We start from the raw sequence: 24,455 nt of genomic DNA, 5'->3' as shown, positions 1-24,455 counted from the left end.
TCGTTGATGGTGCTGGCAGATTGCTGCTATGTTGGAGCGCTGGGAACCCCCTCTCACGCGCTGCTGGGACAGCCGGTTTTTTGTTAAGGCGAAAGGTCTATGTTAAGAGTCGGCGATTTCGATGAGTTCAGCTCATTGAAAAGAGTTTTTGTTGACGGGAAAATTGAAAAGCTCAAGCTGAATAATTTCTTGACCCGCGTTGATCTGAAGATCATGGCGGAAGATGACTGTCTGGTTTTTCTCGATGATAGTTTTTTAGGGTTGTGGGGCGAGGGGGTTCTTTTTACAAAAAATTATCTGGTGTATAACCTGCTGGGCGAGCGCGGGCATATGCCGCTTTGCAGTATTTCAACTATCGAATTCGTCGGTTCGGATGTGGTCATAAACGCATCGCTCGCGTTGACCTTCAGGAAAATCCCCCTCGGATTGGTTTTTGATGTTTTCAGGGTGGTGTATGCCTCGCTGAAAAGGAATGATGCATCCCTCATTGATGTGCGTAATCATGTTGGCGGAAGAGGAATTCTCAGCAATATTTCGCTGAAAGATGAGGTGGTAGGTTTTTTCCTTTTTGTTAAGGCAAATCAAAATAAAGAGAAGATTGTAGCGCTTATAGGTGAGCATAACTTCAAGGACAAGGAGCATATTCGCGAGTTCATTGTGCATGATGATAACTTGAAGGCGCTGTCATCGGCCCTGGTAGGGTGTTCGGGGCTGGAGGGCGATGTGCTCGCAAAAACCACCGATTTCTTTTACATGGCGTTCAAATACTATTCGTCATTTTTCTATGATGAGTTGAACTATTACAAAGAAGATTTGGCGCGGGCCGAAGCCCGGGAGCTGGAACTGCAGCGCACGGAAGATCTTGCAAGAAGTAAAGCAAAGGCCGAAGCGCAAGCAGCAGTCAAGGCTTCAAGGGTATGCTCATTTATCAATGTGTTCGCCGTCAAGGGCGAACCTGCGTCGGATTTCATGGACGCCTTTTTGTCAGTGGTGAATGGCTATTCCAGAAAATACCAGATGAACGAATCTGCGTATTGGTTTGTCTTCACTGCCCATCTTGATTTTTATCTTTACACCCTGGCGACCCGCAAGCTGTTGCAAGCGTCTGGGCTGAACCAGGTTTTCCTTGCGCCCTTTGTCTTTTTGCTTGAGGGTAACAAGGATCGAATGCAGGAACTGTCGGGCTTGATGAATGACGAGGTGGTCAAGGATGCGCTGGTGAGCATGTTTATCCTGATGGCTAACCAGAAGGCCGGGAATAAAGAAGGTAGCTTTAATTTTCTCTATGAGAAGATCCTGCTGTGTGAAAAAGATATATCGGAAGGCGAATTCATGCAGGGCCTTAACGTTGTCAAGCAAATAACTGAAAGGCTGGTGCTTGAGGTTTTGCGACCTGAGATGGAACGGTCCGCAGGAATAGATAATTTGTTCTGATGGATTACCCCTCGCAAGCGGGGGGCGCTTGCATGCTATTTACCCTGTTTGTTGCCAGATTGCGCAACCGGCACCGAGGATTGCCCCACGATTCGCTTGACCAGCGCCGCATGACTGCTGGCTTGGTCGCTGCGGGAAATGACCTGGATGACCGCCATGCGCTCGCCGGAGCCTGCGATAAAGGTGCTGTTCAAGGTTTTGCCGCCGCCCAGGGTCGCCGTGCTGTCGATTTGTCGCACGCCAAGGCCGTTGCGGTTCAGGCGTGCTTCGCCGGTTTGTCGAAAGTCCGGCAGCCCGGCACTCTGGCGTTCGACGAAACCGCTGACGGCGCCGTCGAGGAAGGCGTCGTCGTTGTCGCCGGGGCGCGATGCTTCGGGGAGCGGTTTTTCAATCACCATGACCACGCGCTTTTCCTGCGCATTGGCATACAGGGTGCCCACGGCGCCGGCGCCTTCGCTGCTCTGTTCGTCGGCGCTCAAGGGGCTGGCGATGAAGCCTGCCGGCAGGGTGAAGCTGAACTTGCCGCCGAGCACCGCGACCTTTACTTCAGCTTTCGCCTGGCTGCCGGCTTTGCTCGCGGCATGCAGATTCGGTAGCGCCAACAGGCCGAAAACGGCCAGGGTCAGCGTCAGGGCGGTTTTGTGGAAAATCTTCATACAGCCTCTCGTGGGGCGCGGGGCAGGGCGGGGTGGCTATGCTCACATAAACCTGCATGCTCGGTAAGCCCCGGCTTTGCCGTCGGCCAGACGGTCATGGCAGATCGCCTTGCGGGGGCTATCGTTGCTTGTCTAAACAGCAACTACCGACCGAGGGCGGTGCTATGAACACCAGTGATCTACTCGAACAGCTGCTTCGCGCCGGGCAGGGTTCGCAAGCGCAACAAGGGAGCAGCGGCAGGTCCGTGCAAGACGGCCTGGGCGGTTTAGGCGGCTTGCTGGGCGGGCTGCTTGGCGGCGGCAGTGCATCGGCGGGCAATGCTGGCCTGGGTGGTCTACTGGGCGGGCTGTTGGGTGGCAACGCGGGTGGCGCTAGCCAGGGCCGCTCTGACGGTGGCACCAATTACGCCGCCCTGGCGTCGTTGGGCATGATGGCGTTCCAGGCCTATCAAAGCTGGCAGCGCAGCCAGGCGGCGGCCCCGCAACAGGCGCTGCGTACGGTCGATCAATTGTCCGGCGCCGAGGCCGAGGGCCACAGTCATGCAATCTTGCGCGCGCTGATTGCGGCAGCCAAGGCTGACGGTCGTATCGATGAGCAAGAACAAGCGTTGATTTACGCTGAAATCAAACGTCACACCAACGACCCGCAACTGCAGCAATGGCTGGACGAGGAAGTCAGCAAGCCACTGGATGCTGGCGAGGTGGCGCAGTCGGCCCAGGACCCAGGCATGGCAGCGGAAATGTACCTGGCCAGCGTAATGCTGGTGGATGACCAGCAGGACGCAGAGCGGGCCTACCTTGACGAACTGGCCGGCGCGCTGCAGATCGATCCGGCCTTGCAGGTGCACCTGGAACAGCAGGCCAAGGGAAACGCCTGACGCCGCTCAACTGATGAAGATGATCTTCGACACCAGCTCTGCGCTGTTCTTGGCCTGAAGCTTCTTCATCAGCCGGGCGCGGTGGACTTCCACGGTGCGGTGGGAGATCCCCAGCTTGCGCGCCACTTCCTTGCAGGTCAGGCCGTTGACGATATGCAGCGAGATCTCGCGTTCGCGCGGGGTCAGCTGGATGGTCGGCGCCGGCTGGCGGTCCAGGCGCTCGAAATGCCAGACCATCAGTTTGAACGGGTCCTCGACCGTCAGCGAAAAGCCGTGGGCCCGGGCCCAGAACACCTCGCCATTACGATGCTGCATGAAGCGCTCGTCGGAGTAGAAGGCGCCGGGGCCGTTGCGCAGCCAGTGCTCGCTGCGTTCGCCGATGCTCTGGTAGTCGGCGTGGGAGGGGTACAGCAACAGGGTCAGGTTGCCTTGCAGATGCTTGCGCTCGTAGCCGAACAGGCGCTCAAAGGCCTGGTTGCAGTCGAGCATGCGCCGATGGCCGGTGATCATCTGCGGCGCGGGGGAAACCTGGAAGGCCAGGCGCTCAAGGTCCTGGAAGTGCGGGGCGTCTTCGGTCATCGGGCGTCCTGCCTCGGGTTTGTCGGTGTGCACCGGGTTGGCGGGCACTACTTACTGGCGTAAGTAGTTGCCCCAACTAGCGTGGGATTCGGGCGCTGAATCATTGTATGGAATACGCGCTTCAAGGACAGAAGAAAATCACCATGACACACGATTCCGTATCCATCGTCGCGGCTGCCCACAGCCCTTTTGGTCGCCTGGATGGCCTCAACCTCGAAGACCTGATCGTCAAGGTCACCCGCGAAGCCTTGGCAGACGCCGAGATTGACGCCGGCGAGATCGACGCGCTGTTCCTCGGGCACTTCAACTCAGGCCTGGTGGCCGACGGCTTTCCTGCCTCGCTGATGCTTCAGGCCGACCCGCAACTGCGCTTCAAGCCCGCCACCCGCTGCGAGAACGCCTGCGCCTCGGGCTCGGCGGCGATCCAGGCCGGCATCAACGCGATTCGTAGCGGCGCCGCCGACCTGGTGCTGGTGGTCGGCGCCGAGAAAATGACCGGCAACAGCACCGTCGAAGTCACCCGCGCTTTGGCCGGTGCCGGCTACCAGAACGCCATGCAGGAGGCCGGCCTGAGCTTCGCCCAGCTGTTTGGCCAGGTGGCCCAGCAGTATGCCGAGCGCTACCACAGCCCGATGGCCTCGATGGCCGCGATTGCGGTGAAAAACCACGCCAATGCCATGGCCAACCCGTTGGCGCAGATGCACCGGCTGATGGATTTCGAACACTGCAACAATGTTTCCTCGGGCAACCCGCTGATCGCACCGCCCCTGCGCCTGACCGACTGCTCGCTGATCAGTGACGGCGCGGCGGCGATCATCCTCGCCTCGCCGCAGCGTGCACGCTCGATGCGCCGCCAGGTGGCGATTCGCGCCATGGTCCAGGTCAACGACTTCCTGCCGCTGTCGCGCCGCGATGTGCTGGCCTTCGAGGGGCCGCAGCGGGCGATTCAGGGTGCCTTGCGCGAAGCCGGGGTGACCCTAGGCGACCTGAACTTTGCCGAAGTCCACGACTGCTTCACCATCGCCGAACTGCTGATCTACGAAGCCATGGGCCTGGTCCCCCGCGGTGAAGGCCATCGCGCCCTCGACGACGGTATCGTGCGCCAGGGCGGGCGCCTGCCGGTGAACCTCTCCGGTGGGCTCAAGGCCAAGGGCCATCCAGTGGGCGCCACCGGCGTGTCGATGCATGCCCTGGGCTTTGCCCAGCTGACCGGCGAGCCGATCGGCCTGGGCGTACCCGGTGCCGAGTTCGGCTTGCTGTTCAACATGGGCGGCATGGCCGTGGCCAACTACGCCAGTGTCCTGCAAGCGGTCAAGGCCTGAGGATGAACATCGCCCATTGGCTGCGCGATGCGGCCCAGCGCTGGCCGCAGCGCCCGGCGTTGTTCGAGGGGCAGCGCCAGGTTGCCGACTACCAGGCGTTCGCCGCCCAGGCCCGGGCCCGCGCCGTGCAACTGCGCGAGCAATACGACATTGCACCGGGCGAGCGGGTGGCGCTGTTGATGAAGAACAGCTGCAGCTATCTCGAACTGCTGTACGCCATCTGGTGGAGCGGCGCGGTGGCGGTGCCGATCAACAGCAAGCTGCACGCCCTGGAAGCCGCCTGGATTGCCGCCAATGCCGGCGCCCGGCTGGTCTACTCAGATGACGGCCAGGTGTTCGCCAGCGGCGCCTTGCCGAGCGGCTGCCAAGAACTGGCGGCGCACACGCCGAGCCCGCAAGGCCCCTTGGCGGATGAGCAACTGCCCGAGCCGTACCCGCGCCAGGACAGCGACCTGGCCTGGCTGTTCTACACCTCCGGCACCACCGGGCGCTCCAAGGGTGTGATGCTGTCCCATGGCAATTTGATCGCCATGTCCCTGTGCTATCCACTGGACGTCGATGCGGTGGCCGCTGGTGACGCGGTGGTGTACGCCGCGCCGATGTCCCATGGCGCCGGCCTGTACAACTTCATTCATGTGCGCTGTGGCGCCCGCCATGTGGTGCCGGCGTCGCGCGGCTTCCAGGCGGCGGAGCTGTTTGAACTTGCGCAGCAACTGGGCCAGGTCAGCCTGTTTGCCGCGCCGACCATGGTCAAGCGCATGGTCGACCAGGCACGCCTGCAGGGGTATGCCGGCGAAGGCATCAAGACCATCGTCTACGGTGGCGGGCCAATGTACCTGGCCGATCTTGCCCAGGCCCTGGACACCTTCGGCCCGCGCCTGGTGCAGATCTACGGCCAGGGCGAATGCCCGATGACCATCAGCGCGCTGTCGCGCCAGGCCATCGCCGATCGCGGGCACGCCGACTGGGCGCAGATCGCCGCCTCGGTGGGGCGTGCCCACGCCTGCGTCGAGGTGCGCGTGGTGGATGCCCAAGGCCAGCCGGTGGCCGCGGGCGAGCCGGGGCAGATCGTGGTGCGCGGGCCAGTAGTGATGCTGGGCTACTGGGACAACCCGCAAGCCACCCAAGAGGCCCTGGTAAACGGCTGGCTGCTGACCGGCGACATTGGCTTTTTCAACCAGCAGGGCTACCTGACCCTCACCGATCGCTGCAAGGATGTGATCATCTCCGGCGGCAGCAACATCTACCCACGCGAAGTCGAGGAAGTGCTGATGCAGCACCCCGAAGTGTTCGAGGTGTGCGTGGTCGGCGAGGCCGATGCCGAATGGGGCGAATCGGTGGTAGCCTTCGTGGCCTTGCGTTCACCCGATAGCCTCGATGCGCAGGCCCTCAACCAGTGGTTTCTGGCGCGCATGGCCTCGTTCAAAAAACCGAAAAAGTTCGTCTTTTGCCCCGAGCTGCCGAAGAACAGCTATGGCAAGATTCTCAAGACCCGCTTGCGCCAGTGGTTACAGGAGCCTTCGCAGCCTCTGATCAACCTCTGAAGCGCGGTATTTCATGGATAGCACTACGACAGGAGTCCCCACTATGGGTGTGCCAGCTTCCAACCCCCAGCGCCAGCGGCGCCGGGCCTTTATCGGCGCCACCTCCGGCCACTTGATCGAGTGGTACGACTATGGCGTCTACGGCTTTCTCGCCGTGTACATCGGCAAGGCGTTTTTTGTTTCTGACGACCCTACCAGCAGCCTGCTGGCAAGTTTTGCCGCCTTTGCCCTGAGCTTCTTCATCCGGCCCCTGGGCGGGCTGTTCTTCGGCCCCCTGGCCGACAAGATCGGCCGGCGCAAAACCCTGATCACCGTGCTGGTGATGATGGCCGGCTCGACCTTCCTGCTCGGCCTGTTGCCAACCTACGCCAGCATTGGCATTGCCGCGCCGATAATCCTCGTGTTGATCCGCTGCGTGCAGGGCTTCTCGGCCGGTGGCGAGATCGGCACCATCACCAGCTTCATTTCCGAATACGCCGGCCCCGGCCGCCGCGGCTTTGCCACCTGCTGGCTGATGGTCACCGCGGTGCTCGGCCTGCTGCTGGGCGGCGCCGTGGCCAATGGCATGACCTGGGCCCTGGGCGCCGAGCTGATGCAGGAGTGGGGCTGGCGTATTCCGTTCCTGGTGGCCGGCCCACTGGGCTTTATCTCGATGTACATCCGCCTCAAGCTTGAAGACAGCCCGGAGTTCCTCGCCCTGGTCGAGGCCGGGCAGACCTCCAAGGCGCCACTGCGCGAGGTCTGGCAGTGGAAGCGGGCGATCGCCCTGGTGTTCTTCATCATCACCCTGCACAGCTCGATCTTCTACCTGGTGCTGACCTTCGCCTCGACCTACATGTCCAACACCCTCAAGTTCGACAGCGGCACCACCTTGCTCTACGTCTTCGTCGCCAGCCTCTCGGCGGCGCTGGTGATGCCCCTGGGCGGCGCCTTCACCGACCGTTACGGGCGCAAGCCGTTCTTGCTGGTGATCGGCACCCTGGCAACCCTGGCCATGTACTGGTTCTTCAAGACCGCGCCGGGCGCCACGCCTGCGACCCTGTTCTGGCCGCTGATGGCCGTGGCGATTTTGTTCGGTTTGTACGCGTCCTCGACCTACGCCTTGATGAGCGAGTTGCTGCCCACCCGCATCCGCTCCACCGGCATCGCCGTGGCCTACAACATTCCGGTGGCGGTGTTCGGCGGCAGTGCGCCGCTGATTTCTACCTGGCTGATCAAGCTGACTGGCGACATCACTGCGCCCTGGTTTTTCTATGTGGGCACCGGGGTGGCGTCGCTGCTGGCGCTGGTGGTGTTGCGCAAGGAAGATTTTGTCGCGGCTGGCCATGCGGTTGGCAAGGAGGGGGCAGCTCAGGAGTTTTCTGCCTCGGGCGCACGCAACGCCTTGCTGTAGTAGCCGGACGAATCGAAACAGCACACCTGCTTCTTGCCGGATGCAAGCATATCGCAGGCATCGCTTATGCGTTTTGCCCGGGTCTTGAGTTGCTTGGCTGACGTGATCCAGTGGATCCAGTCGACGCGTGCGAGGGTTGTCGTACTGTTCCAGACTTCACGCGCCTCGCCAGCGCTGGCCAGGGCCTGCTGAAAGTCGGCCGGGATGTCGGGCTCGGGCTCCTTCTTCACCGGGGTCAGCTCCAGTGTAACGACATCCCCCACGGCCGCGCCTGCGGCTTCGAGCAAGGCGCTGTTTACCTGCAGCCAATGGCTCAGTTGGCCATCGGGCTCAAGCGTTGCCTGGAAAGGCTGCCCGTTGATGGTGCCTTCAACGCTGGTCCGGCCGCGCCGGGGAAGCTGTTCGCTCGCCTCTCTTGGCAGGACGACGAACGCCCACGAGGCATCGTCGCCAGGCTTTGCCGGGCGCAGAAGCTTTGCTTCGAAGCGGGATTTAGCAGCGATTGTTGTCATTGCCACACCTTCCTATCTACTCACTGTCGCGTTTGAACGCGACAGTGAGAATAGATTCAGTACAGAAGGTCTAGCTATTGGCCACGGGTCTGTCCAGCGGCTAGGCGGGTTGGGCTGCCAGGCGATTGCTGACGTTACGCCCCAGCACCAGCACCGTGACGAAACCGCAGCCCACCAGGGCCGTGGCCAGGCTCAGCAGCACCGAGCTGCCCAGCTGGTCGACGATCTGCCCGCCGAAGAACGAGCCCAATGCGATGATCACCTGGAACATGGCGACAAACAGGGGCATGCCGCGTTCGACATCCTTGGGTGCGACCACAAACATCCAGATGCTGGCACAGGCCGGGAAGGCGCCGAAGGCGAAGCCCCAGAGCGCGATCAGCAGCGCTGCGCCGGTCATGCCGGTGGCGAAGTAGGGGAACAGCGCGGTGCTGATGGCGATCATCAGGGCGACCAGCATCAGGGTGTGACGCACGCTGCGGTTGGCGGCGAAACCGGCAAAGATATTGCCCGCCACCCCGGCCACACCATACAGCAGCAACAGTGAGCCAATGGTCGGTCCATCGAAGCCGGCACTCTGTTTGAAGAACGGTGCGACGTAGGTGTAGGCGGCAAAATGCGCCAGGCCAATCAGCAATACCGCAATCAAGCCAACCCGGGCCTGTGGATTGATGAACAGGGCCGGCAGGTCACTGATGCGAATGGCCTTGTCGGGATTGAGCCGCGGCAGCAGGAAGACCTGCGCCAGCAGCACCGGCACGCCGACCAGCGCAGTGACCAGGAAGGTCATGCGCCAGCCCAGCAAGCCACTCAGCCAGGTGCCGACGGGCACGCCCAGCACGGTGGCCAGGGTCACACCGACCATGATGATCGAAGTGGCCTGGGCCACGCCCACGCCCTTGGGCGCCAGGCGGCCGCTGAGGGCAATGGCCGTCGCCCAGAAACCGCCGATACTCACGCCCAGCAGAACGCGGCCGAACAGCAACAGACTGAAGTCGCTGGCGTAGGCCACCACAGCGTTGGCGATGATCATGATCAGCGTCAGGCCGATCAGCAGATAACGCCGGTCCAGCGCGCCAATGCCCACCGACAGCAAAGGCGCGGCGAGGGCGGCCATTATGCCGGGCAGGGTAACCATCAGGCCGGCCTGGCCGGCACTGATGCCCAGGTCGCTGGCGACATCGTTGAGCACGCCCACCGGCAGAAACTCACTGGTTACCAGGGCGAAGGCACCCACGGCGACCGAGAGAATCGCCAGCCACTGCTGCTTGACGCTCTGTTGATTATGTTCGGGAAGGCCGTGACGGCCTTGGCTTGCGCTTGGCATGGTGCGGGGTTCCAAGGGGGGATATCGTCTGGGGCAGGCGGGGGGAGCGGGGGAAATCTGCAGGCGATTATAGGGGGTGGTTATGGCAAGCAGACAGGTGGGGTACTCGATAGTAATCATTAGTGTGATTGATGAGGGCTTTGTTCAGGCAAGGCTTGGCCTTGTACTCACTCGGGTTGCGAGTGCGTTGAACAACTGGCGCAGGTTCTGAAGTGCTTTCAGAGGCTGTCCGGATCGCCGAAGAACATTTTACGAAGGCTCTAGACTGGTAGCTAATCCAATCGCTGAGAGAAAAGTACCCCCAGAAATACCACCTTCTGGCAGGCTGCAGACAGCTAGGGGAGGGATTGGGCAGGTTGAGGTGTTTGCGGGTTATGTGCATATGATGGCACATTTGAGGTTGCTTGACCTTGAGGTCGGGAATTTATGCAGCTATGGCAGCGTTTTAGAGATTTTAAGTCGGACACCATAAATTTTTAACTGTGGTATTCGGTTATAGGGTTTATACAAAATTCGCATATGGACACGCTCGTTGCACGGGCACAGGTGTCTGGTGGCTAAAAGTACCGTCAAGACGGAGGTTGTCCCCGTGACGGGAGGGCACAGCGTGACAAGCATGGTGACGCGGTGGAGGTGTCTAGCACTGAGGTGTTAGGGCTTTGTCACTATGTCACTATCTTTTTTTATATATTCAAGAGAAAGAAATACATAAGAAAATTAGAGTAATAGCTCTAAATATGTGCTGTGTATATCTGCTCACCAAAATGGACTTTTACATTGTGACGCCTGTGACAACCGCTGAAACCAGCGTGCTAGACGATCGCGTTGCTGTCACGCACTCTTTGTGACGGCGTGGGGCGTGCGTGACAGGTGTGCCACCATAGCCATCGTTGTGCTATCCCTGGCGTGAGAGTCCTTCCAACTACAGTCAACCGGAGTGCAAAGCCCTTTGCACTGTGCTCAGTGCACAGCCGACCGTGTTGGCTGTCTCTCGTAGGCTCATCCCCTTTGCCCTACAGGTATGGATGCGCTTGTGTAGATCCAGGTCAATCGGCCGCCCTTTGTACTTACCGTTATCCTTTGCCTTGGCGATTCCCTGCGCCTGACGACGCCTGCGGTCTTCGTAGTCTTTGCGGGCAACCACGGCCAGCATATCCAGCAGCATGCCGTTGACTGCAGAAATCATCCCTCGTGTGAAGTCATCACCTCCGGCTGGCTTTAGCGCTGCGTGGCTTGTGCTCAGATCCATGGAAACCACTGTAACGCCGCGCTCAGCAATCTGTGCTTTGAGCTTGGCCCAGTCGTCCTGAGAAAGTCTGGAGAGTCGATCAACCTGTTCCAGCAGCAACACGTCGCCGCGGTGGCTTTCGTGCAGCAACCTAAACAGTTCAGGTCGATCAAGCCGAGTGCCGGACTCATTCTCGGTATACCACGCGGCCACCTTGTGCCCGTTGCTTGCTGCGAACTGTTCGAGGACATCTCTGGCGCGGTTGGCGTCCTGATCCTCGGTGGACGCCCTTAGGTAGGCACGGATAAACATGGCAGACCCTCATATACCGTTTTGGGTGTACCTAATATAGGTGTGCTCAAATGGGTTTGAAAAGAGGTATTTCGGTACAGGTTAAGTCAGCCGATCAATGGTACTCGTATAGGCATACTCAAATCAGTACAGGCCTGCACTCACTGCCGGTTCATCACTCCACGCACTCGAATGTGTAGTTTCGATCCCAGTAACCGCCTTTGATTGTCATCTTGGCATAGCGGCTGTGCTTCAAGCATTCAGCATCAGCCAACCTCTGTGCCTCCTTTGCGTTCAAAGACTGTGACTCAACTACCACGTTTCGCGGGTTTGAACTGACAACTACTGTCGAGCACCCACTTACACCTATCGCGGCAACGCCGACCAGTGCGACTCCTAGGCTTGCTTTAAGATGGCACATGTCATTCTTCCCTTATGAGCTTAGGTGTATTGGTTCCTTTAGGAGGATAGCCAAGTCAACTGCACGGCTGCTGCCTGGCGCTGCGGGCTCGGGATAAAGACCCTCAGGGGCTGAAAACCAGCCACCGTGGGTGGGGGGTATCCTCCTTTTGCAAACGCAAAATATGCATATCGGCTCCAGAGATTTCAGACCCCCGATACGAATCCCGAAACCGTGATAATTCAGTCCCGAAATTTCCCAGCGCGTGGCAGCAAAAACCCGACCGCACGAATGTATAACTAGTTGATTATTCGAATAAATATCAGACAACCGGTAGCTTTCACGGCGCCAGTTCTCGCTAACATCAATGGCATTGATCAACGCCAACCGGAGGGGTAGGCGATGTGCTCAGTCACCACAAGCGCAGCCGTTTCGATTCGCCAGCTGGCCGACCTCACCGGGCTCACTCCTGCATTCTTCAGCCTTCATCGCGAAGAGCTGCCAGAAGCCCACCCTGTGCGGACAAATCGCCTCGGACATCCGACCCTGTGCTATTCCATCGCCGACCTGGCCGAATTCATCACCCGACGCACCGGGCACCTCAGCGATGCTGAGTGCCGACTGAGGGTCGCGCTCATGACCAAAAGTTCCACAGCGTCGAACGTCAGGGCGTGGCGCCATGGGTTGTTCCGGCTCATCACACTGGCCAACGGTAACCACATCGTTGTGCCGACAGACCTCAGCAGCCTGCCCAAGGCTGATCGTGTCGCTGCGCAGCAGGCTCTGGATTTCGAGCGTGCGCGCCTCGCTTCGACTGGTTCTTCCACGCGTTGAGGGTTCAGACCATGTCCCACCAAAAGTTCATTCCAAATCCGATGGCCACCCTAATGTCCATGCATCCATACAGCGCCTCTGACACGCTGTTTGGGTATGGCTCAGTAGCCTTATGCCAGCCGCCAGCGGGGGTCACCGTCAGCCCTCACTACAACGCGATCTTCGACGGAACGTTCGCCAGTGTGCTGGGGCTTGACCACCAGAAACTCGTTGACGAGGCCATGGCGCAAAAGGCGTCAGGTCCGCACACGCAACACTGATCGCCAGCCACTGTGCTGGAGGAGCAACCATGGCAAGTTTCGCAGATGCGTTTAGCCAAGAAGGCCTTGGTCAACTGATGGCTGACCCAAGAATGGTTCTCGGCCTGCAGCTTATGGCGCAAGGTCGCCAGGGCAGTGGCGCCCAAGTGCTGGGGCAGGCAGGCGGCCAGGCCGCGCAATTGATCGCGCAGCAGCAGCACTCCCAGCAGCTGCAAGCCTACCGGCAGCAAATGACTGAGGCGCAGCGACAGCAAATAGCCATGCAGCAACAAGCTGCACAAGCTAAACAGGACGCGCTCCAACGCCAGCAACAGGCGTTTAGTGACCCGCAGTTACAGGCACAGCTTGGCCCATTGGCTAGGGTCTTGGCAGCGCAGGGCCTCTACCCCGAAACTGTGCTTCGTGCGAACAGCAATGACGCGTTGCAGGCTCATCGCCAAGCGCAGTTGGCTCAGCAGCAAGGCCAGTTCGAGCAACGCCAAGCGCACATCGGTTCTGGTGGTGGCGGATCCAGCGGGCCACGCATGCCGACCCAGCGTCAGGTGCTCGACCAACCGTTAGGCGGCGGCATGATGCAGCGCCATGTGCTCAATGCCCAGACCGGCCAGTACGAAAAGTACGGCGAGCCCTTCTCGCAGTACAGCCCTGGCCGTAAGCCCGCAAAGGCGAACAAGGCCGACCCACTGGAGTCCGCCCTTGACGAATTAGCTCCACTGCCTGCAGGCGCCGATGGCGCAGCGGTGCCGGGGCTGCCGGGCGCTGATGCGGTGCCCAGCTACACGCGGCCGCCACAGGGTGCAGAACTGCTCATGTCTGCAGCTGGCAGCAATCCACATGCGAACGTTAGGGCCCCAGCTCGACCTACTACCCAAGCCGAGTATGACGCGCTGCCTGCTGGCTCTCAGTACATCGATCCGGCAAGTGGCAAAGTCGCCACGAAAAAGGCGCGGTGATATGACATGGCACTTTCAGCGTTTGGCGATGACCTCGACGGCCCGGAACAAGTGCCTGGCCCTGCTATCCCTGAATCGCAGGCGGCGCCGCAACGGATCGTAAGCGCATTCGGCGATGATATTGATGCCGAGCCCGAACAAGCTCTCACTGCGCCGCAAGGCCAGGCCCCCACAGTTGGCCGGCGCGGTCTGCCGCCACTGGTGGACAATGGCCCGACCGGCTTGGGCGACGTTGGCCGTAGCGTCGTACGCGGAGCGGTGGGCCTGAGCGAAGGTGTCGTCGGTTTGGGCGATCTTGTTTCAGGTGGCGGCTTGGGCAATTACCTGCAGTCGCTCGGGTACGACCCGCAGGCGGCACGCAAACAGATCAGCAGTCGCGATACCCCTGAGCGCCAGGCATCAGCCCAAGCGCTGGACAAGGCAAGTGGCTTCGGAGGCACGTTGGACGCACTCGCAGCCAACCCCGGCAACATCCCGCATCTGGCTATCGAATCGTTACCGTCCATGATCGGCGGGGGCCTGGTTGGCCGCGGCATCGCTCTCGGCGCGAAGGCGCTGGGCGCTGCGCCAGCTATGGCTGGTGTCATCGGCGCTGGTGCTGGTGAAGGCTTGATCGCAAGCGGTCAGCAGGCCGAACAGACGCGGCAACAAACTGGCGATCTGACCCTGGGACAAAGCGGACTTGCGTTGTTGTCCGGCGGTTTGACGGGATTGCTCGGCGCAGCAGGAGCCCGTATTGGTCGCAAGCTCGGCGTCGCTGACATCGACGCGCAGATGGCGGGCCAGAATGGCGTGGATGTAGCTACGGGGCTGGTCCACCGTGCATTGGTTGGCACTGGTATCGAGTCCCTGGAAGAACTGAGCCAGTCCGGCCAACAGCAGGTGCTGACCAACCTGGCCACCGACCGCCCCGCCCTGGAAGGCGTGGGCAAGCAAATGGTGATTGGCGGGGCACTTGGTGGTGCCATGGGTGGCGCGGTTGGCCTGCGCCGTCCGAACATGGTCACGCCAGCACAGCAAGCCACCCCTGCGCCGATGCCAGCCCAGCAACCACAGGCCATGGCGGCAGCGCCTGTACAAGCCATGCCAGCCCTTGGCCCAACGCCCAGCGCGCCGCAGATCGCACCACAGCCAACCCCAGCGCCCACTGCACCGAAAGTACCGTTCGCCGGATCACAGAATGTACGCCCGTTGTTCGAATCGATGGGCATGGATCAGCGGCAGATGGACAAGAGCCTGGACCTGTTGCGCGGCGATGAGCCCGAAATCGAGGTGGCACGTCGAGGCACTATCAGTTGGGAAGAAACCGGCCGTCTCGCCGCGCTGACCGGGATTACTATCGAGAAGTTGAGGAAGCACCGTGTCGGTGTCGCGTTCAACGCCGAGGAGCAAGTGGCCGCGACTCGCCTGCTTAAGGATCAGACGTTGAAAACTCTGGAGCTGGGCAATCGGATCAGCACCGGCAACGCCAGTGAAATCGATCAGGCCAATTTCCTGCAATCGCTTGCCGACCTACGCAGTACCCAGAAAGCCGTGATGAGCAGTCGAGCAGAAATTGGCCGCGCCATGTCCGCTATGCGTGCGGACGTGACCTCAATGAAACAAGCCAGCAGCATGTTGGAATCGGTCGGCGGCGCCCAAGGTGCAAAGGCCATTGCCGAAGCGCTGACCAACGCCACCCGCGTCGGCGGTGTCGAAGCTGCCAACAAGCTGGCACGTCAGGCTGGAAGCGACGGATTCTGGACTGCATACAAATCGCTGTTGCTATCGTCGCCTGACACACACGTCGTCAACATGGTGTCGAACTTGTTCACCAGTGCCCTGCAGGTGCCAACCCGTACCCTGGCTGGTGGTATCGGTGCCGCTAAACGAGCGGTTGGCTTGAATGGCGAAACCCGGCTGGGCGAACCCGTCTATCAACTGGCTGGCATGCTGGAAGGCGCCATTAACGGCGCAAAAGGGGCGGTGAGTTCCTGGCAAACGGGCGAAGACGCCTTCGGTGGCAACAAGGCTGAGGTTTACCGCAATGACCTGCCAGGGCAGAAGGTCTGGGGTGTGCCGTTGCGCTTGCTCCAGTCCGAGGATCAGTTTTTCAAGTATCTCAATGACGGCATGGCGCGCTATGCGGGAGCTTACCGCATGGCGGTTCAGGAGTTGAAAGGCCAAAGCCCAACAGCTGTGCATAAACGTGTGCAAGAGCTGGTCGCCAATCCTCCCCAGGAGTTAGTCGAGGCTGGTCAGGATGCAGCGCTGTTCCACACCTTCAACAACCAGGCGGGCAAGATCACCCAGGCGGTGAACAACCTACGCCACTCGCTGCCACATGGCACGGGCAATCTCGTTGTTCCTTTCCTGAAGACCCCGGCGAACCTCATTACCTATGCCGTAAAGCACAGTCCGGCTGCTCCTATCTTCAAGGAAGTTCGCCAAGATCTTCACTCTGGCGGCGCCCGTCAGGAAGAAGCATTAGCCCGGATGGGTATTGGCTCGCTGCTGATCGCCTTGGGCTCTGTGGGCGTAATGGGCGGCAACCTCACTGGCGGCGGGCCAGAAGATCCAGAAGCCCGCAAGGCGTGGCTTGCTGCTGGCAACCAACCCTACAGCCTGAAGGTCAACGGCCGTTGGCAGCAATACAGCAGGATTGAGCCTATCGCCTCGTTGGTCGGCATCGCTGCCGATGTTGCCAGCGGTGCTCAGGATCAAGCGTTGGGCATGGGCAGCATCATCAAGGCGGTCGGTCGCAACTTCACCAGTAAAACCTGGTTGCAAGGGCTCTCCGGCGTCATGCAGGCCATGACCGACCCTGACCGTTATGGTGCCAGCTGGATCAACCGCAGTGCCGCGACCTTGGCCCAGCCTGCCACGTTGCTGTCACACATCGGCCGGTATATGGATCCCTACCAACGCCAAACCGACCGCGACAGTTTTGTCGACCAGTTGAAGTACCGTCTGCCAGGTGAGACGTTCGGCCGTGAATCTCTGCCGATTAAGCTGGACCAGTACGGGCAGCCAATCATGGAGTCTCAACGTCAGATTGGCCGCGCCGGTCCGATTCCGATCACCACCCCCAGTGAAGACCCTGTGCGCGTCGAATCCGGTCGCCTTGGCTGGTCGCCACCAGCGTTCAAGAGAGCGCTGACCAACCGCAGCAAAAAAGTCCAGATCCCGGCTGACCAGTATCACGAACTTGCGCAGTTGGCCGGGCAGCTGACCTTCGACGGCGCTCAACGCTTGATGCGCACACCGGGCTGGGCAAGCTTGGATGACGACGCACGCAGAGACGCGCTTGAAAGAATGGCGAGGAAAGTCCGTGCCGTTGTGCGCTTGGCCGCGATTCCATTCGTCACGTCCGGCAACCGCCAGGCAGTCGACAGGCTACGAAATACGTTGGGGCGCCCCGGAGGGCAAGACGATGAACGAAATTGAGGCAGCCAATGCGTTGGTGAAAGTTGCACAGACCCGAGTCGCTGAATTGCAGGACGCTGAACGCATGCTGCGCGAGGCACTGCCGCAAGCGCAGCAGGCCCTTGAGGCAGCGAAGGCGCGGCTACGCAGACTCAAGACAGCTGGTGCCCGTGCCGACGCCCGCGCGGCGGAAATAGCAGCCCTGCAATCCCGCATCGCTGAAGCCAAAAACACCGAGGTGCGTCATGTTTGATCTTGAACAGCTGAAGGATCTGCGCCGTGAGTGCGAGCTGCACAACATCGATTTTTCACGTGTGAAGCTCGAAGCTCGAACTGACACAGCAGGCGCGAATGATGGTTTCGTGGTGCGTCCGGGGAGCCCGCTGGTTGACTTGGGAAATCGTCTCACTGTGCCGGCTGCTATTTCAACGCGGACTGCTACACAGGCTGAGGGACTGCTATTGGAGTGGGCGCTCAAGATTCAACGCGCTGAGCGCCAGCAAGTGCGCACCGGGCGGGTCTACGGCTGGGACAACACGCGGATCGCTCGTGAGCCGTTGACCGCTGACGAGTTAGCCAAGTACCGCGCCGACACTGCACACCAGCGCAAGGTTGCATCACTGCAGGCGGAGCTGGCTGAGGTTGTCGCTCAGGCTGCTCAGAAAGCCGCCGCCAGCAGCCAAGCCGTTGAACTGCAAGAACGCTACGGGTTAGTCGTTGCTAAGCCAGCTGCTTCGCTCGTAGATCACAGCAAGCCTGTGCAAGGCACCGCTGCGAATCAGGTTCGCACACGTAAGCCGAAAAGGGGGTGAATCATGAGTGATTTAGAGCACGAAGACATCAGCCAATCCCTGGCCGCTGAGTTGACCGGCACTGCTGGGATGACAGATCACGTCGACGACGGCCAGACCCTGCCCAACGAGGTCGCTGACCAAGTCGAAGCGTTCGAGCAGCATCAGGCCGACAAGGCCTCGGACTTGGGTCTTGACCAAGACTTGCCAGAAGACGCTACGCCCGGCACAGAGGTCGGCAAGCCGACCCGCAAACTTGTGCCGTTGGGCGCCCTTCAGGAAGAGCGGGCCAAGCGCCAAGAGCTGCAAGCACAGCTTGTCGAGCATCAGCAGCAACTAGCGCGCCTGCAACAGCAGCAGGTTCAATGGCAGCAGTGGCAGTTGCAGCAACAACAGCTTGCGAGCCAGCAGATTCCCGGCGCGGGTGAGCAGATTCCCGACTTTGACGAGGACCCCCGCGGCTACATCGAAGCCAAGGAACGGCAGTTTGCTCAAGTGATCGGAGGCATGCAGCAACAGCAGCAGGCAGCAGTCTATCAAGCCGAATTGCAGCGCGAACTCGCAACCGCGGGGCCCGCCGTCGCCGAGTCTGAAGCACGCTTTATGAGCGAGCATCCCGACTATCGACAGGCGTTTGACCTGGTGCAGGCCAACGCCGACGCGCAGCTGCGCGCGCAATATCCGAGCGCAAGCCCTGACCAGCTCGGGCTGGTGCGCCAGGGCGCGCTTCTGGAATTCGCCCGCATTTGCCAGCAGCGGGGCCTTGATCCAGCCGCAGAGGTGTACGCGAAAGCTCAGGCACTGGGGCATATTGCTGGCACCCGCACCGCGCAGGTACGAAAAACCCCGCCTACTAGCCTGTCAAACCTCAGCGGTGCCGGTCTAGCGCCAGACGAGCGCGGCAGGTTGACCGCTTCGGCGATCAGCGATCTGTCCGACGCCGAGTTCGATCAGTTGTTCGATCAGATGGAGAAAGGTAGTCGTACCGGGCTCAAGTTCTGAGGGCTGCACGATGAAAAAGTTATGGCCCGCCGGGGCATATCCAACCAAGGGGCTCCCCCCGGCGCACATTGAAGAGGTACTGCGCCGCCTGCAGGAGACGATCGAGGCGAGAGGCAGCGCTCAGGACAAGCAGAGGCGCCGCCTGTTGCTCCGTGGGGTACGGGCGGGGCTGTGGGCTGCCCAGGATGCAATGTGCCTTGATGAGGTGTACGCAGCGTTGCGAGGGGAGCTCTTCGGGGCAGTGGTGAGCCCACCTTTCAGCGCATTAACTGAAGAAGCTGCCGAACGGCACAGAGGTGAAAAATGAGCGTCAAACGCGATGGTGTGACCAAGAAGCCGGTGCCGACGCAGGCACCGTACTTTCCGCAGTCCAAACCGACACTACCGACTGGGGACAAGCAGCCTAGTCAAAGGCCAGCTCCAAGGCCGGGCTTTCATGACTGAGGTGCAGAGGTTACTGACTAGATCCCGCTTGGTCTGATTAGCATTCTTGAAGGGTGCTACGACCACCTACGGTATCTACTGCCTATATATTTTTGATAGGGGCGGATGGCATCTCCACTGCCCCCGATTATGTGAACCTTAGCCTGTCCAGAGATTTTTTGGTTGAACTCGTGCACGTCTTCAATGCTGACTTTAGCCTTTCCGGCTGGAAATCGCTCGGAATCGCAGATTATATACGCGCAGCGTGGAGATAAGGGGTAATAGAAGTCCGCGTATTTAGGGGGTTTAATTTCCGTTTCTGAAACGCATGCGTGCGTATTTACTAGGGGCTGGTCTGAAGTAATAAACGGTATGCCAGTTTCATTTATTAACAGGGCGTGACGGGTATTATGTCTGCCGAAGTACAAGCTTGCACCTATACTCATTCCAAACATCTAGCTAAAAAACCACCACGCGTGGGCCATAGTGTCGGCAATAAGGATTTCTTGTTCATTGCTTCTTGGTTGAGCGCAAGCTACCCCATCTCTGAATGTTTTTGTTCGAGAAACTTGGTGGCCAAGAAACATCGTGAACTCGATCATTTGAGAGTTATCCTGCAGGATGTCTAGGTTCTCATCTGCTAATGCATTAAGTATTGGTAGTGCGGAGCGTTCATGGGAGGCGTGAAGGTTTTCTATCATGTTGCATTTCGCAGCATGCAGTTTCTTTTCCACCTCTTCATCTGTCTTTCCTGAACTTCGGTAGAGTTTCTCAAGCTGCTGCATTATAACGAAGTCATTGAGATATGACATGTGCTGTTCATGAAGGTGTTTAGGGCTTTGGGCTGAGAAGCTCTTTATGATTTCGACGTGCTGGGGTGTTAAGCGAGTTAGTTTGTAGAAATAGTCTTCGACAACAATGCCTCGTATACTGTCGCAGGCGATGTTGCCTTTCGCAGTGCTGTAGTGGACCTCTCCTTTCTGGTTTGCCCAACGAGAAAGATAGTTGGCCCACACGTAATGGTGCCGCCTCTTAGCTTGCTGATTCTTGGGGGTCATACATAATCCAGTCGGAGTGCGTAAACCAACGTTCTCAATACATCACCTCGATGTCAACATGATGGCTCCGTCGTTACTGGACAAAGCCGTGCTCATCTCGCATCCATCGCGCCAGATCACCGACTTCATCAGCTTCTTTCAATAGCTCGCTGACGCGATGGATGATGTTTTGTGGTGTCGGCCCGCTGGTGCTCGTGTTGGCCATTTCGGTCGCTACCTCGCACACAATGTCTTGAACCCACATGGGTAGGCCGGCCATCGTCCGGCCTACCCAGCCCAGGTCAACCACAGCAAGCCCCTCATCGGCCTCTGCAGCTGTACACAGCGGGCTATTGGCTGGCAACTCCACGACCTCACCAGCGACTACCCTCGCTTTGAGCCGCTGGAGTGCGAAAGCGTTGAAGTCGAGTACTTTGGCTGGCTCAGGCAGCACAGTGGATGTCGAGAGACTATTCATGATTGGCCGCCCCATTTACCTCTGTGTCCGCGGGGACTGGAAACAGTCGAGTACCTTGCTCAAGGTGAGCACCGCGTTGCTCGGGCGTCGCCAATTCCCACTGTTCCACGTTGCGAAGGCAGTAAAGTCTTGGCCTGTGCGTAATGCCGTTTTGGTATGTCACACGCGCTTGCGTCGAGTCCCCAGTGAGCGACTTGAGCACACTGCCGAGTGACGTCCTGTTAGGCCTGACTCGCAGGCTGTGTTGGTACAGAGTGTCTAACTGGAAGCAGGCCTGATCGATGACGATCAGGTCTCTATCGAACGGAGGCCGGCGCTCTTCGATCAATTCTTGCACTAGGGCAAACAGCTCTCCCTGCGCGGCGTCCTGCATGATCCTGGTTGCGTTGGTTGACGGCACCGGTGCATGCGGATCCCAATCAGCCGGGAACTTCCACTGCTCCAGCACATGGGCCATGATCGCAGGCCCGGGCCCGTCGATCCATTCGGCCAAGGCCTTGTAGTAGGCGTCCGGTTTGCGCTCAGAATCGCACATCAACACAGCGATGCGGCGATCCCCCCTCATCAGCGGTAACGCGTCGAGGTTGTTGGTCGTGACGACAAAGTGAGTGATATTGCGGATGTCCTTAGCCGCTCGCCCCTTGCCTTCAAATGACACGTGATCTTCAGAGATCAGATTCTTGAAACTCTCGTAAGAGTCGGCCTTGTCTGACCTGGCCATCTCATTGACCACCAGCAAGCGCTTGTGCTCAATGACATCGTCAAACCCCTTGCTCAGCGCCTTGCCGCTGCAGCTGCCGACCATGGGAGGTCCAAATACCCGCTGAAAGAGCTTGAACAGCATCGACTTGCCCACGCCGCCTACGCGGGAGTACATCAGGATGGCGGTTGGCATCTTGACCTCGGGTGTCTGGTAGAGCTGTGCCAGCCAGTTCAGGAAAAACGAAACGCCGATTGCGTCGTTGTCGCTGATATACATCAGGTGCGCCAGCAGGATTTCCATGTCAGCCATGGTCGCCTGGCGGTCGGGCTCGACCATGGTGTGCTTGAGCACATGCCAGCGATTGTACAGCTCGGGGTTGTCGTCGTTCTCGGGCAGACTGGTCGGCTCCATGATGATGCGGCGGACCACACGCCGCTCGGGATCGTTCCAGTTCCACCAGATATCCCCAGAGTCGACACGCTTCTCGTTGCCATCGTTGTCGACAAGCACGATGTCGCCGTAGTGCTTGGCACAGTAGTGCTTGAACCCTTCCTTGCCCAGCTCATCGCCGCTTTCAATGTGGTAGGCCACGGCGCCCCCACGTGCTGCCAGCATCACGAAGTCTTCCGAGATGTAGCGCAGCAGTTCCCTTGATTCCCTGTCGACCTTCGTGCCTCCGGACTTGGCTTCCCCGCCAGGATTGTTCCGGTCGGTCTTCTTCCGCGGCTGTCCCTGTGTCAGCAGGGCACCGGGTTGCTGATTGTGCACGGTGTGCTTAGGCATAAGGGCGCCCTGAGGCGCGCTGTCGAAGCTGACAGCCTTGTCTGGCACAGTGGGCGCAGTCTCAATCCGCCGAGCAGCGTCGAGCTCTCTAAGCCCGGCCATGTTCAGGCCGCTGTCGCCGGCCGACACGATGGTCGACAGGGTGAGCGTGGCGCTCATCGTCGCGCACAAAGTGCTGATCGTGCTTGCTGATGCCGGTTGCACCCCGGTTGCGTTTGGTGCGCTGTTCAAGATCGCCTTGATGGCTTGCAGCGAGTCACCCAGCTGCGCCGAGGCGGTAGATGTTGCGTTATACTGTTGCATAGAAATCCCCCTTTGGCCCGGCGAGCGCTACAACGCTTTGATCCGGGCTTTTTATTGCCTGGACGACGGGTCAAGCAGGTTGCTGCACGTCTTGGCCCGTACTGGCCTTCGGCTTTGATTTGCCGGTGCGCTCACGGCCTTTGGTTGCTTGCTCGTGAACCCACTCCATAATCTCGCTGCGCAGCCAGGCAGTGCGGCGAGCCAAGCCATCCGAGCGTTCGGGGCCTAGGGAGAAGGACGCAGGAATGATGCCTTCGGCATCCCAGGCGTATAGGGTGCTGTCGCAGATCCCTAGCATGCGGCGAAGCTCAGGACGAAAAACCAGCACTGATTCAGTACCAGGCGCAGTGCTGTTATGGCGGTAGGTCGTTTTGGGGAGAGGCTTTTTGGAGTCTTCTTGCTTGGTTCGGTTGGCACACATGGCGATCACCTGAGAGTCTGTTGACGTTCGGGTCTGCGATGTATGCGGTCGGCTTGCTGGTACGTGGCGTGGGGTTGCCACAGCGTGGGCCGACAGGCGAGGCTCATTTGTTCGAGCGACTTCAGGTTAGTGCGAAACCGAAGAGGCTACAACCCCCTCCAAAAAACTCTACTCTGTGCTGTCCTTAGCTGTTGACCGTAACCGGTCGAGGTAGGCTGCCCATCGTTGTGCGGTTTCTCGGCGTTGCTCTAGCAGTTGCGACCTTGCGTAGGTGGCTCCGTGCGGCCCTGGCATCCGGTGCGACAACATCAGTTCAAGCACTACCCAGTCTATGCTGAGCGCTTCGTGTGCCAGAGTCCTGAATGTACTTCGAAAGCCGTGAGCGGAAATTTTGCGTTCTGGCCAAAGACGTTGCGCTGCTTTCAGTAGGGACGTTGGGTTGATCGGCTGTCCGGGGTGGACCAGAGAGGGGAACACCCAGCCTTGACCTTTTGAGTTGACGACGCGGTGGTTGTGTAGCTCGCGCAGGATGTCGAGTGCTTGAGTCGATAGCACCGCTATATGCTTCTCACTGCTCAGGCGTTCGGTCTTACTAACCACGTAGCGCCAGTCAGCACCGATGAAGTCAATATCTTCCCACCGTGCTGCGCAAAGCTCGCCGGGTCGGGCGGGGATCAGGGTCAAAAGTCGTAACGCCTGGGTCACAACGCCGTCGCCTGCAGCGTCCAGCTTGCACAGGTAGCGTGCCAGCTCATCCGGTCGCTCGATCGCAGCGGCGTGGGTCACAGCATGCCGTATTTCCAGTTCGTCGCTACGGCCAAGTGCCACGTTGCGCGGCACCCATTCCCGGCCAACGGCGAAGCCCAGCACTGCGCGAATGATGGTCCGGCAGCGCTTTGCCATCGCCAGTTTGCCTTGGCCGGAAAGGGCGGCTAGAACCGCGCTCACGTGTTCCAACTTGATCTCGCTGACGGGCATCCTGCCAATCAACGGGTTGATGTGGTTGGCCAGCGCCCCCTTGAATCCGGAAAGTGACTTCTCAACCAGCTTGGGGGCCTTGAGGGCAAGCCACTGATCGGCGATGTGCTGGAAGGTTCTGGCTTGCTCGGCACGCTGGGCTTCGATTCTGGCGGTCTTGGCCTTAAGTGGCGGGATGCCTTGGGCGATGCTGACGCGAGCTTCCTCGGCCAACTCTCGCGCACGTTTAAGGCTTACGGCAGGGTAGGCGCCGATGGCGAACAGGTTCTCCTTGCCGTGCAACCTGTACTTCAGTCTCCACAGCTTGCCGCCAGCCTTGGATACCTGCACATACAGTCCTGGGGACCCCGACACATTGTAGCGGCCTGGCTCGTTCAAGGATCTGACGTGGGCGTCGGTCGTTATTGGCTTCTTGCTGGGGGTGCTCATGCTGGGGGTATCCAGTGTCGTGCCGGTGTGGCCTACCCCGAATAATACCCCCTGATACCCCGGATTAACATAGAGGTTAGTGGGGGTTCTT

General features: G+C 59.7%; 22 protein-coding genes. 11 read left to right on the top strand and 11 right to left on the bottom strand.

The features are described from left to right. The first annotated feature begins 99 nt into the window (after window positions 1-99). Window positions 100-1,434 carry a hypothetical protein gene (locus LOY34_RS14725; RefSeq protein WP_195884291.1) on the top strand — a complete coding sequence of 445 codons (1,335 nt, stop codon included), beginning with the start codon at window positions 100-102 and terminating at the stop codon, window positions 1,432-1,434. A gap of 35 nt (window positions 1,435-1,469) precedes the next feature. Here LOY34_RS14725 and LOY34_RS14720 read toward each other — a convergent pair whose 3' ends face one another. Then, entirely contained in the window at window positions 1,470-2,090 is a 621-nt protein-coding gene (locus tag LOY34_RS14720; protein ID WP_195884290.1) for a hypothetical protein, read from the bottom strand. 164 nt (window positions 2,091-2,254) lie between these two features. On the opposite strand from LOY34_RS14720, the gene LOY34_RS14715 reads away from it, so the two are divergent. Then, window positions 2,255-2,968 carry a tellurite resistance TerB family protein gene (locus LOY34_RS14715; RefSeq protein WP_195884289.1) on the top strand — a complete coding sequence of 238 codons (714 nt, stop codon included), beginning with the start codon at window positions 2,255-2,257 and terminating at the stop codon, window positions 2,966-2,968. A 6-nt stretch (window positions 2,969-2,974) separates the two neighbouring features. On the opposite strand, the gene LOY34_RS14710 is transcribed toward LOY34_RS14715, so the two are convergent. Beyond that, window positions 2,975-3,547: a LuxR C-terminal-related transcriptional regulator gene (locus LOY34_RS14710; protein WP_195884288.1), complete on the bottom strand. Its 573-nt coding sequence runs from the start codon at window positions 3,545-3,547 to the stop codon at window positions 2,975-2,977. Between the two features lie 143 nt (window positions 3,548-3,690). On the opposite strand from LOY34_RS14710, the gene LOY34_RS14705 reads away from it, so the two are divergent. From LOY34_RS14705 to LOY34_RS14695, 3 genes are read left to right on the top strand one after another with little or no spacing between them, the layout of a single operon-like run. Beyond that, window positions 3,691-4,869 carry an acetyl-CoA acetyltransferase gene (locus LOY34_RS14705; RefSeq protein ID WP_195884287.1) on the top strand — a complete coding sequence of 393 codons (1,179 nt, stop codon included), beginning with the start codon at window positions 3,691-3,693 and terminating at the stop codon, window positions 4,867-4,869. Between the two features lie 2 nt (window positions 4,870-4,871). Next, a complete protein-coding gene (locus tag LOY34_RS14700; RefSeq protein ID WP_195884286.1) occupies window positions 4,872-6,413 on the top strand; it encodes a class I adenylate-forming enzyme family protein in 1,542 nt (513 codons plus the stop codon). A gap of 43 nt (window positions 6,414-6,456) precedes the next feature. After that, window positions 6,457-7,806, top strand: a complete 1,350-nt coding sequence (locus LOY34_RS14695; protein WP_195884285.1) for an MFS transporter — start codon at window positions 6,457-6,459, stop codon at window positions 7,804-7,806. Here LOY34_RS14695 and LOY34_RS14690 read toward each other — a convergent pair. The 3 genes from LOY34_RS14690 to LOY34_RS14680 form a co-directional block, all read right to left on the bottom strand. Further along, window positions 7,764-8,318 (bottom strand): YdeI/OmpD-associated family protein, encoded by a 555-nt coding sequence (locus tag LOY34_RS14690; protein WP_195884284.1) that lies wholly within the window; start codon window positions 8,316-8,318, stop codon window positions 7,764-7,766. The genes LOY34_RS14695 and LOY34_RS14690 overlap by 43 nt on opposite strands. Before the next feature lie 100 nt (window positions 8,319-8,418). Beyond that, window positions 8,419-9,645, bottom strand: a complete 1,227-nt coding sequence (locus LOY34_RS14685) for an MFS transporter (RefSeq protein WP_195884283.1) — start codon at window positions 9,643-9,645, stop codon at window positions 8,419-8,421. Between the two features lie 928 nt (window positions 9,646-10,573). Beyond that, window positions 10,574-11,185: a recombinase family protein gene (locus LOY34_RS14680; protein WP_258663361.1), complete on the bottom strand. Its 612-nt coding sequence runs from the start codon at window positions 11,183-11,185 to the stop codon at window positions 10,574-10,576. Window positions 11,186-11,966: 781 nt separating this feature from the next. Here LOY34_RS14680 and LOY34_RS14675 point away from each other — a divergent pair. The 6 genes from LOY34_RS14675 (at window position 11,967) to LOY34_RS14650 (ending at window position 18,809) form a co-directional block, all read left to right on the top strand. Then, on the top strand, window positions 11,967-12,398 hold the full coding sequence (locus LOY34_RS14675) for a hypothetical protein (protein WP_258663360.1): 432 nt from the start codon (window positions 11,967-11,969) through the stop codon (window positions 12,396-12,398). 289 nt (window positions 12,399-12,687) lie between these two features. Beyond that, window positions 12,688-13,611: a hypothetical protein gene (locus tag LOY34_RS14670; RefSeq protein WP_258663358.1), complete on the top strand. Its 924-nt coding sequence runs from the start codon at window positions 12,688-12,690 to the stop codon at window positions 13,609-13,611. Window positions 13,612-13,617: 6 nt separating this feature from the next. After that, window positions 13,618-17,037 carry a hypothetical protein gene (locus LOY34_RS14665; RefSeq protein ID WP_258663356.1) on the top strand — a complete coding sequence of 1,140 codons (3,420 nt, stop codon included), beginning with the start codon at window positions 13,618-13,620 and terminating at the stop codon, window positions 17,035-17,037. Next, complete coding sequence (locus tag LOY34_RS14660; RefSeq protein ID WP_258663355.1) at window positions 17,024-17,269, top strand: hypothetical protein; 246 nt, start codon at window positions 17,024-17,026, stop codon at window positions 17,267-17,269. The genes LOY34_RS14665 and LOY34_RS14660 overlap by 14 nt, the downstream gene beginning before the upstream one ends. Then, window positions 17,262-17,828, top strand: coding sequence for a hypothetical protein (locus LOY34_RS14655; protein ID WP_258663353.1), 567 nt, complete (start codon window positions 17,262-17,264; stop codon window positions 17,826-17,828). Before LOY34_RS14660 ends, LOY34_RS14655 begins: the two co-directional genes overlap by 8 nt. A 3-nt stretch (window positions 17,829-17,831) precedes the next feature. Further along, entirely contained in the window at window positions 17,832-18,809 is a 978-nt protein-coding gene (locus LOY34_RS14650) for a hypothetical protein (RefSeq protein WP_258663351.1), read from the top strand. A 500-nt stretch (window positions 18,810-19,309) separates the two neighbouring features. Here LOY34_RS14650 and LOY34_RS14645 read toward each other — a convergent pair whose 3' ends face one another. The 6 genes from LOY34_RS14645 to LOY34_RS14620 form a co-directional block, all read right to left on the bottom strand. After that, a complete protein-coding gene (locus tag LOY34_RS14645) occupies window positions 19,310-19,678 on the bottom strand; it encodes a DUF4238 domain-containing protein (protein WP_258663349.1) in 369 nt (122 codons plus the stop codon). A gap of 9 nt (window positions 19,679-19,687) precedes the next feature. Continuing rightward, entirely contained in the window at window positions 19,688-20,290 is a 603-nt protein-coding gene (locus LOY34_RS14640) for a DUF4238 domain-containing protein (protein ID WP_258663347.1), read from the bottom strand. A 73-nt stretch (window positions 20,291-20,363) separates the two neighbouring features. After that, a complete protein-coding gene (locus LOY34_RS14635) occupies window positions 20,364-20,747 on the bottom strand; it encodes a hypothetical protein (protein ID WP_258663346.1) in 384 nt (127 codons plus the stop codon). Next, the gene (locus LOY34_RS14630; RefSeq protein ID WP_258663344.1) at window positions 20,740-22,536 is read right to left on the bottom strand and encodes a primase-helicase family protein; all 1,797 of its coding nucleotides are present in this window, start codon (window positions 22,534-22,536) and stop codon (window positions 20,740-20,742) included. The genes LOY34_RS14635 and LOY34_RS14630 overlap by 8 nt, the downstream gene beginning before the upstream one ends. Before the next feature lie 70 nt (window positions 22,537-22,606). Then, window positions 22,607-22,957 carry an AlpA family transcriptional regulator gene (locus LOY34_RS14625; RefSeq protein WP_258663341.1) on the bottom strand — a complete coding sequence of 117 codons (351 nt, stop codon included), beginning with the start codon at window positions 22,955-22,957 and terminating at the stop codon, window positions 22,607-22,609. 168 nt (window positions 22,958-23,125) lie between these two features. After that, the gene (locus LOY34_RS14620; RefSeq protein WP_258663337.1) at window positions 23,126-24,364 is read right to left on the bottom strand and encodes an integrase arm-type DNA-binding domain-containing protein; all 1,239 of its coding nucleotides are present in this window, start codon (window positions 24,362-24,364) and stop codon (window positions 23,126-23,128) included. Window positions 24,365-24,455 lie beyond the last annotated feature (91 nt).

The sequence above is a fragment of the Pseudomonas sp. B21-009 genome (genome assembly GCF_024749345.1).
Classification (GTDB): Bacteria; Pseudomonadota; Gammaproteobacteria; order Pseudomonadales; family Pseudomonadaceae; genus Aquipseudomonas.
Note: the sequence above shows the minus strand (reverse complement) of the source record. Positions and strands in the feature narration are given on the sequence as shown.

Coding starts and splice junctions, on each gene's coding strand:
- LOY34_RS14645 (WP_258663349.1), bottom strand. CDS start 19,678: ATGAGTATAGGTGCAAGCTTGTACTTCGGCAGACATAATACCCGTCAC.
- LOY34_RS14670 (WP_258663358.1), top strand. CDS start 12,688: ATGGCAAGTTTCGCAGATGCGTTTAGCCAAGAAGGCCTTGGTCAACTG.
- LOY34_RS14710 (WP_195884288.1), bottom strand. CDS start 3,547: ATGACCGAAGACGCCCCGCACTTCCAGGACCTTGAGCGCCTGGCCTTC.
- LOY34_RS14680 (WP_258663361.1), bottom strand. CDS start 11,185: ATGTTTATCCGTGCCTACCTAAGGGCGTCCACCGAGGATCAGGACGCC.
- LOY34_RS14620 (WP_258663337.1), bottom strand. CDS start 24,364: ATGAGCACCCCCAGCAAGAAGCCAATAACGACCGACGCCCACGTCAGA.
- LOY34_RS14725 (WP_195884291.1), top strand. CDS start 100: ATGTTAAGAGTCGGCGATTTCGATGAGTTCAGCTCATTGAAAAGAGTT.
- LOY34_RS14720 (WP_195884290.1), bottom strand. CDS start 2,090: ATGAAGATTTTCCACAAAACCGCCCTGACGCTGACCCTGGCCGTTTTC.
- LOY34_RS14715 (WP_195884289.1), top strand. CDS start 2,255: ATGAACACCAGTGATCTACTCGAACAGCTGCTTCGCGCCGGGCAGGGT.
- LOY34_RS14640 (WP_258663347.1), bottom strand. CDS start 20,290: ATGACCCCCAAGAATCAGCAAGCTAAGAGGCGGCACCATTACGTGTGG.
- LOY34_RS14705 (WP_195884287.1), top strand. CDS start 3,691: ATGACACACGATTCCGTATCCATCGTCGCGGCTGCCCACAGCCCTTTT.
- LOY34_RS14655 (WP_258663353.1), top strand. CDS start 17,262: ATGTTTGATCTTGAACAGCTGAAGGATCTGCGCCGTGAGTGCGAGCTG.
- LOY34_RS14660 (WP_258663355.1), top strand. CDS start 17,024: ATGAACGAAATTGAGGCAGCCAATGCGTTGGTGAAAGTTGCACAGACC.
- LOY34_RS14695 (WP_195884285.1), top strand. CDS start 6,457: ATGGGTGTGCCAGCTTCCAACCCCCAGCGCCAGCGGCGCCGGGCCTTT.
- LOY34_RS14665 (WP_258663356.1), top strand. CDS start 13,618: ATGGCACTTTCAGCGTTTGGCGATGACCTCGACGGCCCGGAACAAGTG.
- LOY34_RS14675 (WP_258663360.1), top strand. CDS start 11,967: ATGTGCTCAGTCACCACAAGCGCAGCCGTTTCGATTCGCCAGCTGGCC.
- LOY34_RS14685 (WP_195884283.1), bottom strand. CDS start 9,645: ATGCCAAGCGCAAGCCAAGGCCGTCACGGCCTTCCCGAACATAATCAA.
- LOY34_RS14690 (WP_195884284.1), bottom strand. CDS start 8,318: ATGACAACAATCGCTGCTAAATCCCGCTTCGAAGCAAAGCTTCTGCGC.
- LOY34_RS14700 (WP_195884286.1), top strand. CDS start 4,872: ATGAACATCGCCCATTGGCTGCGCGATGCGGCCCAGCGCTGGCCGCAG.
- LOY34_RS14635 (WP_258663346.1), bottom strand. CDS start 20,747: ATGAATAGTCTCTCGACATCCACTGTGCTGCCTGAGCCAGCCAAAGTA.
- LOY34_RS14630 (WP_258663344.1), bottom strand. CDS start 22,536: ATGCAACAGTATAACGCAACATCTACCGCCTCGGCGCAGCTGGGTGAC.
- LOY34_RS14625 (WP_258663341.1), bottom strand. CDS start 22,957: ATGTGTGCCAACCGAACCAAGCAAGAAGACTCCAAAAAGCCTCTCCCC.
- LOY34_RS14650 (WP_258663351.1), top strand. CDS start 17,832: ATGAGTGATTTAGAGCACGAAGACATCAGCCAATCCCTGGCCGCTGAG.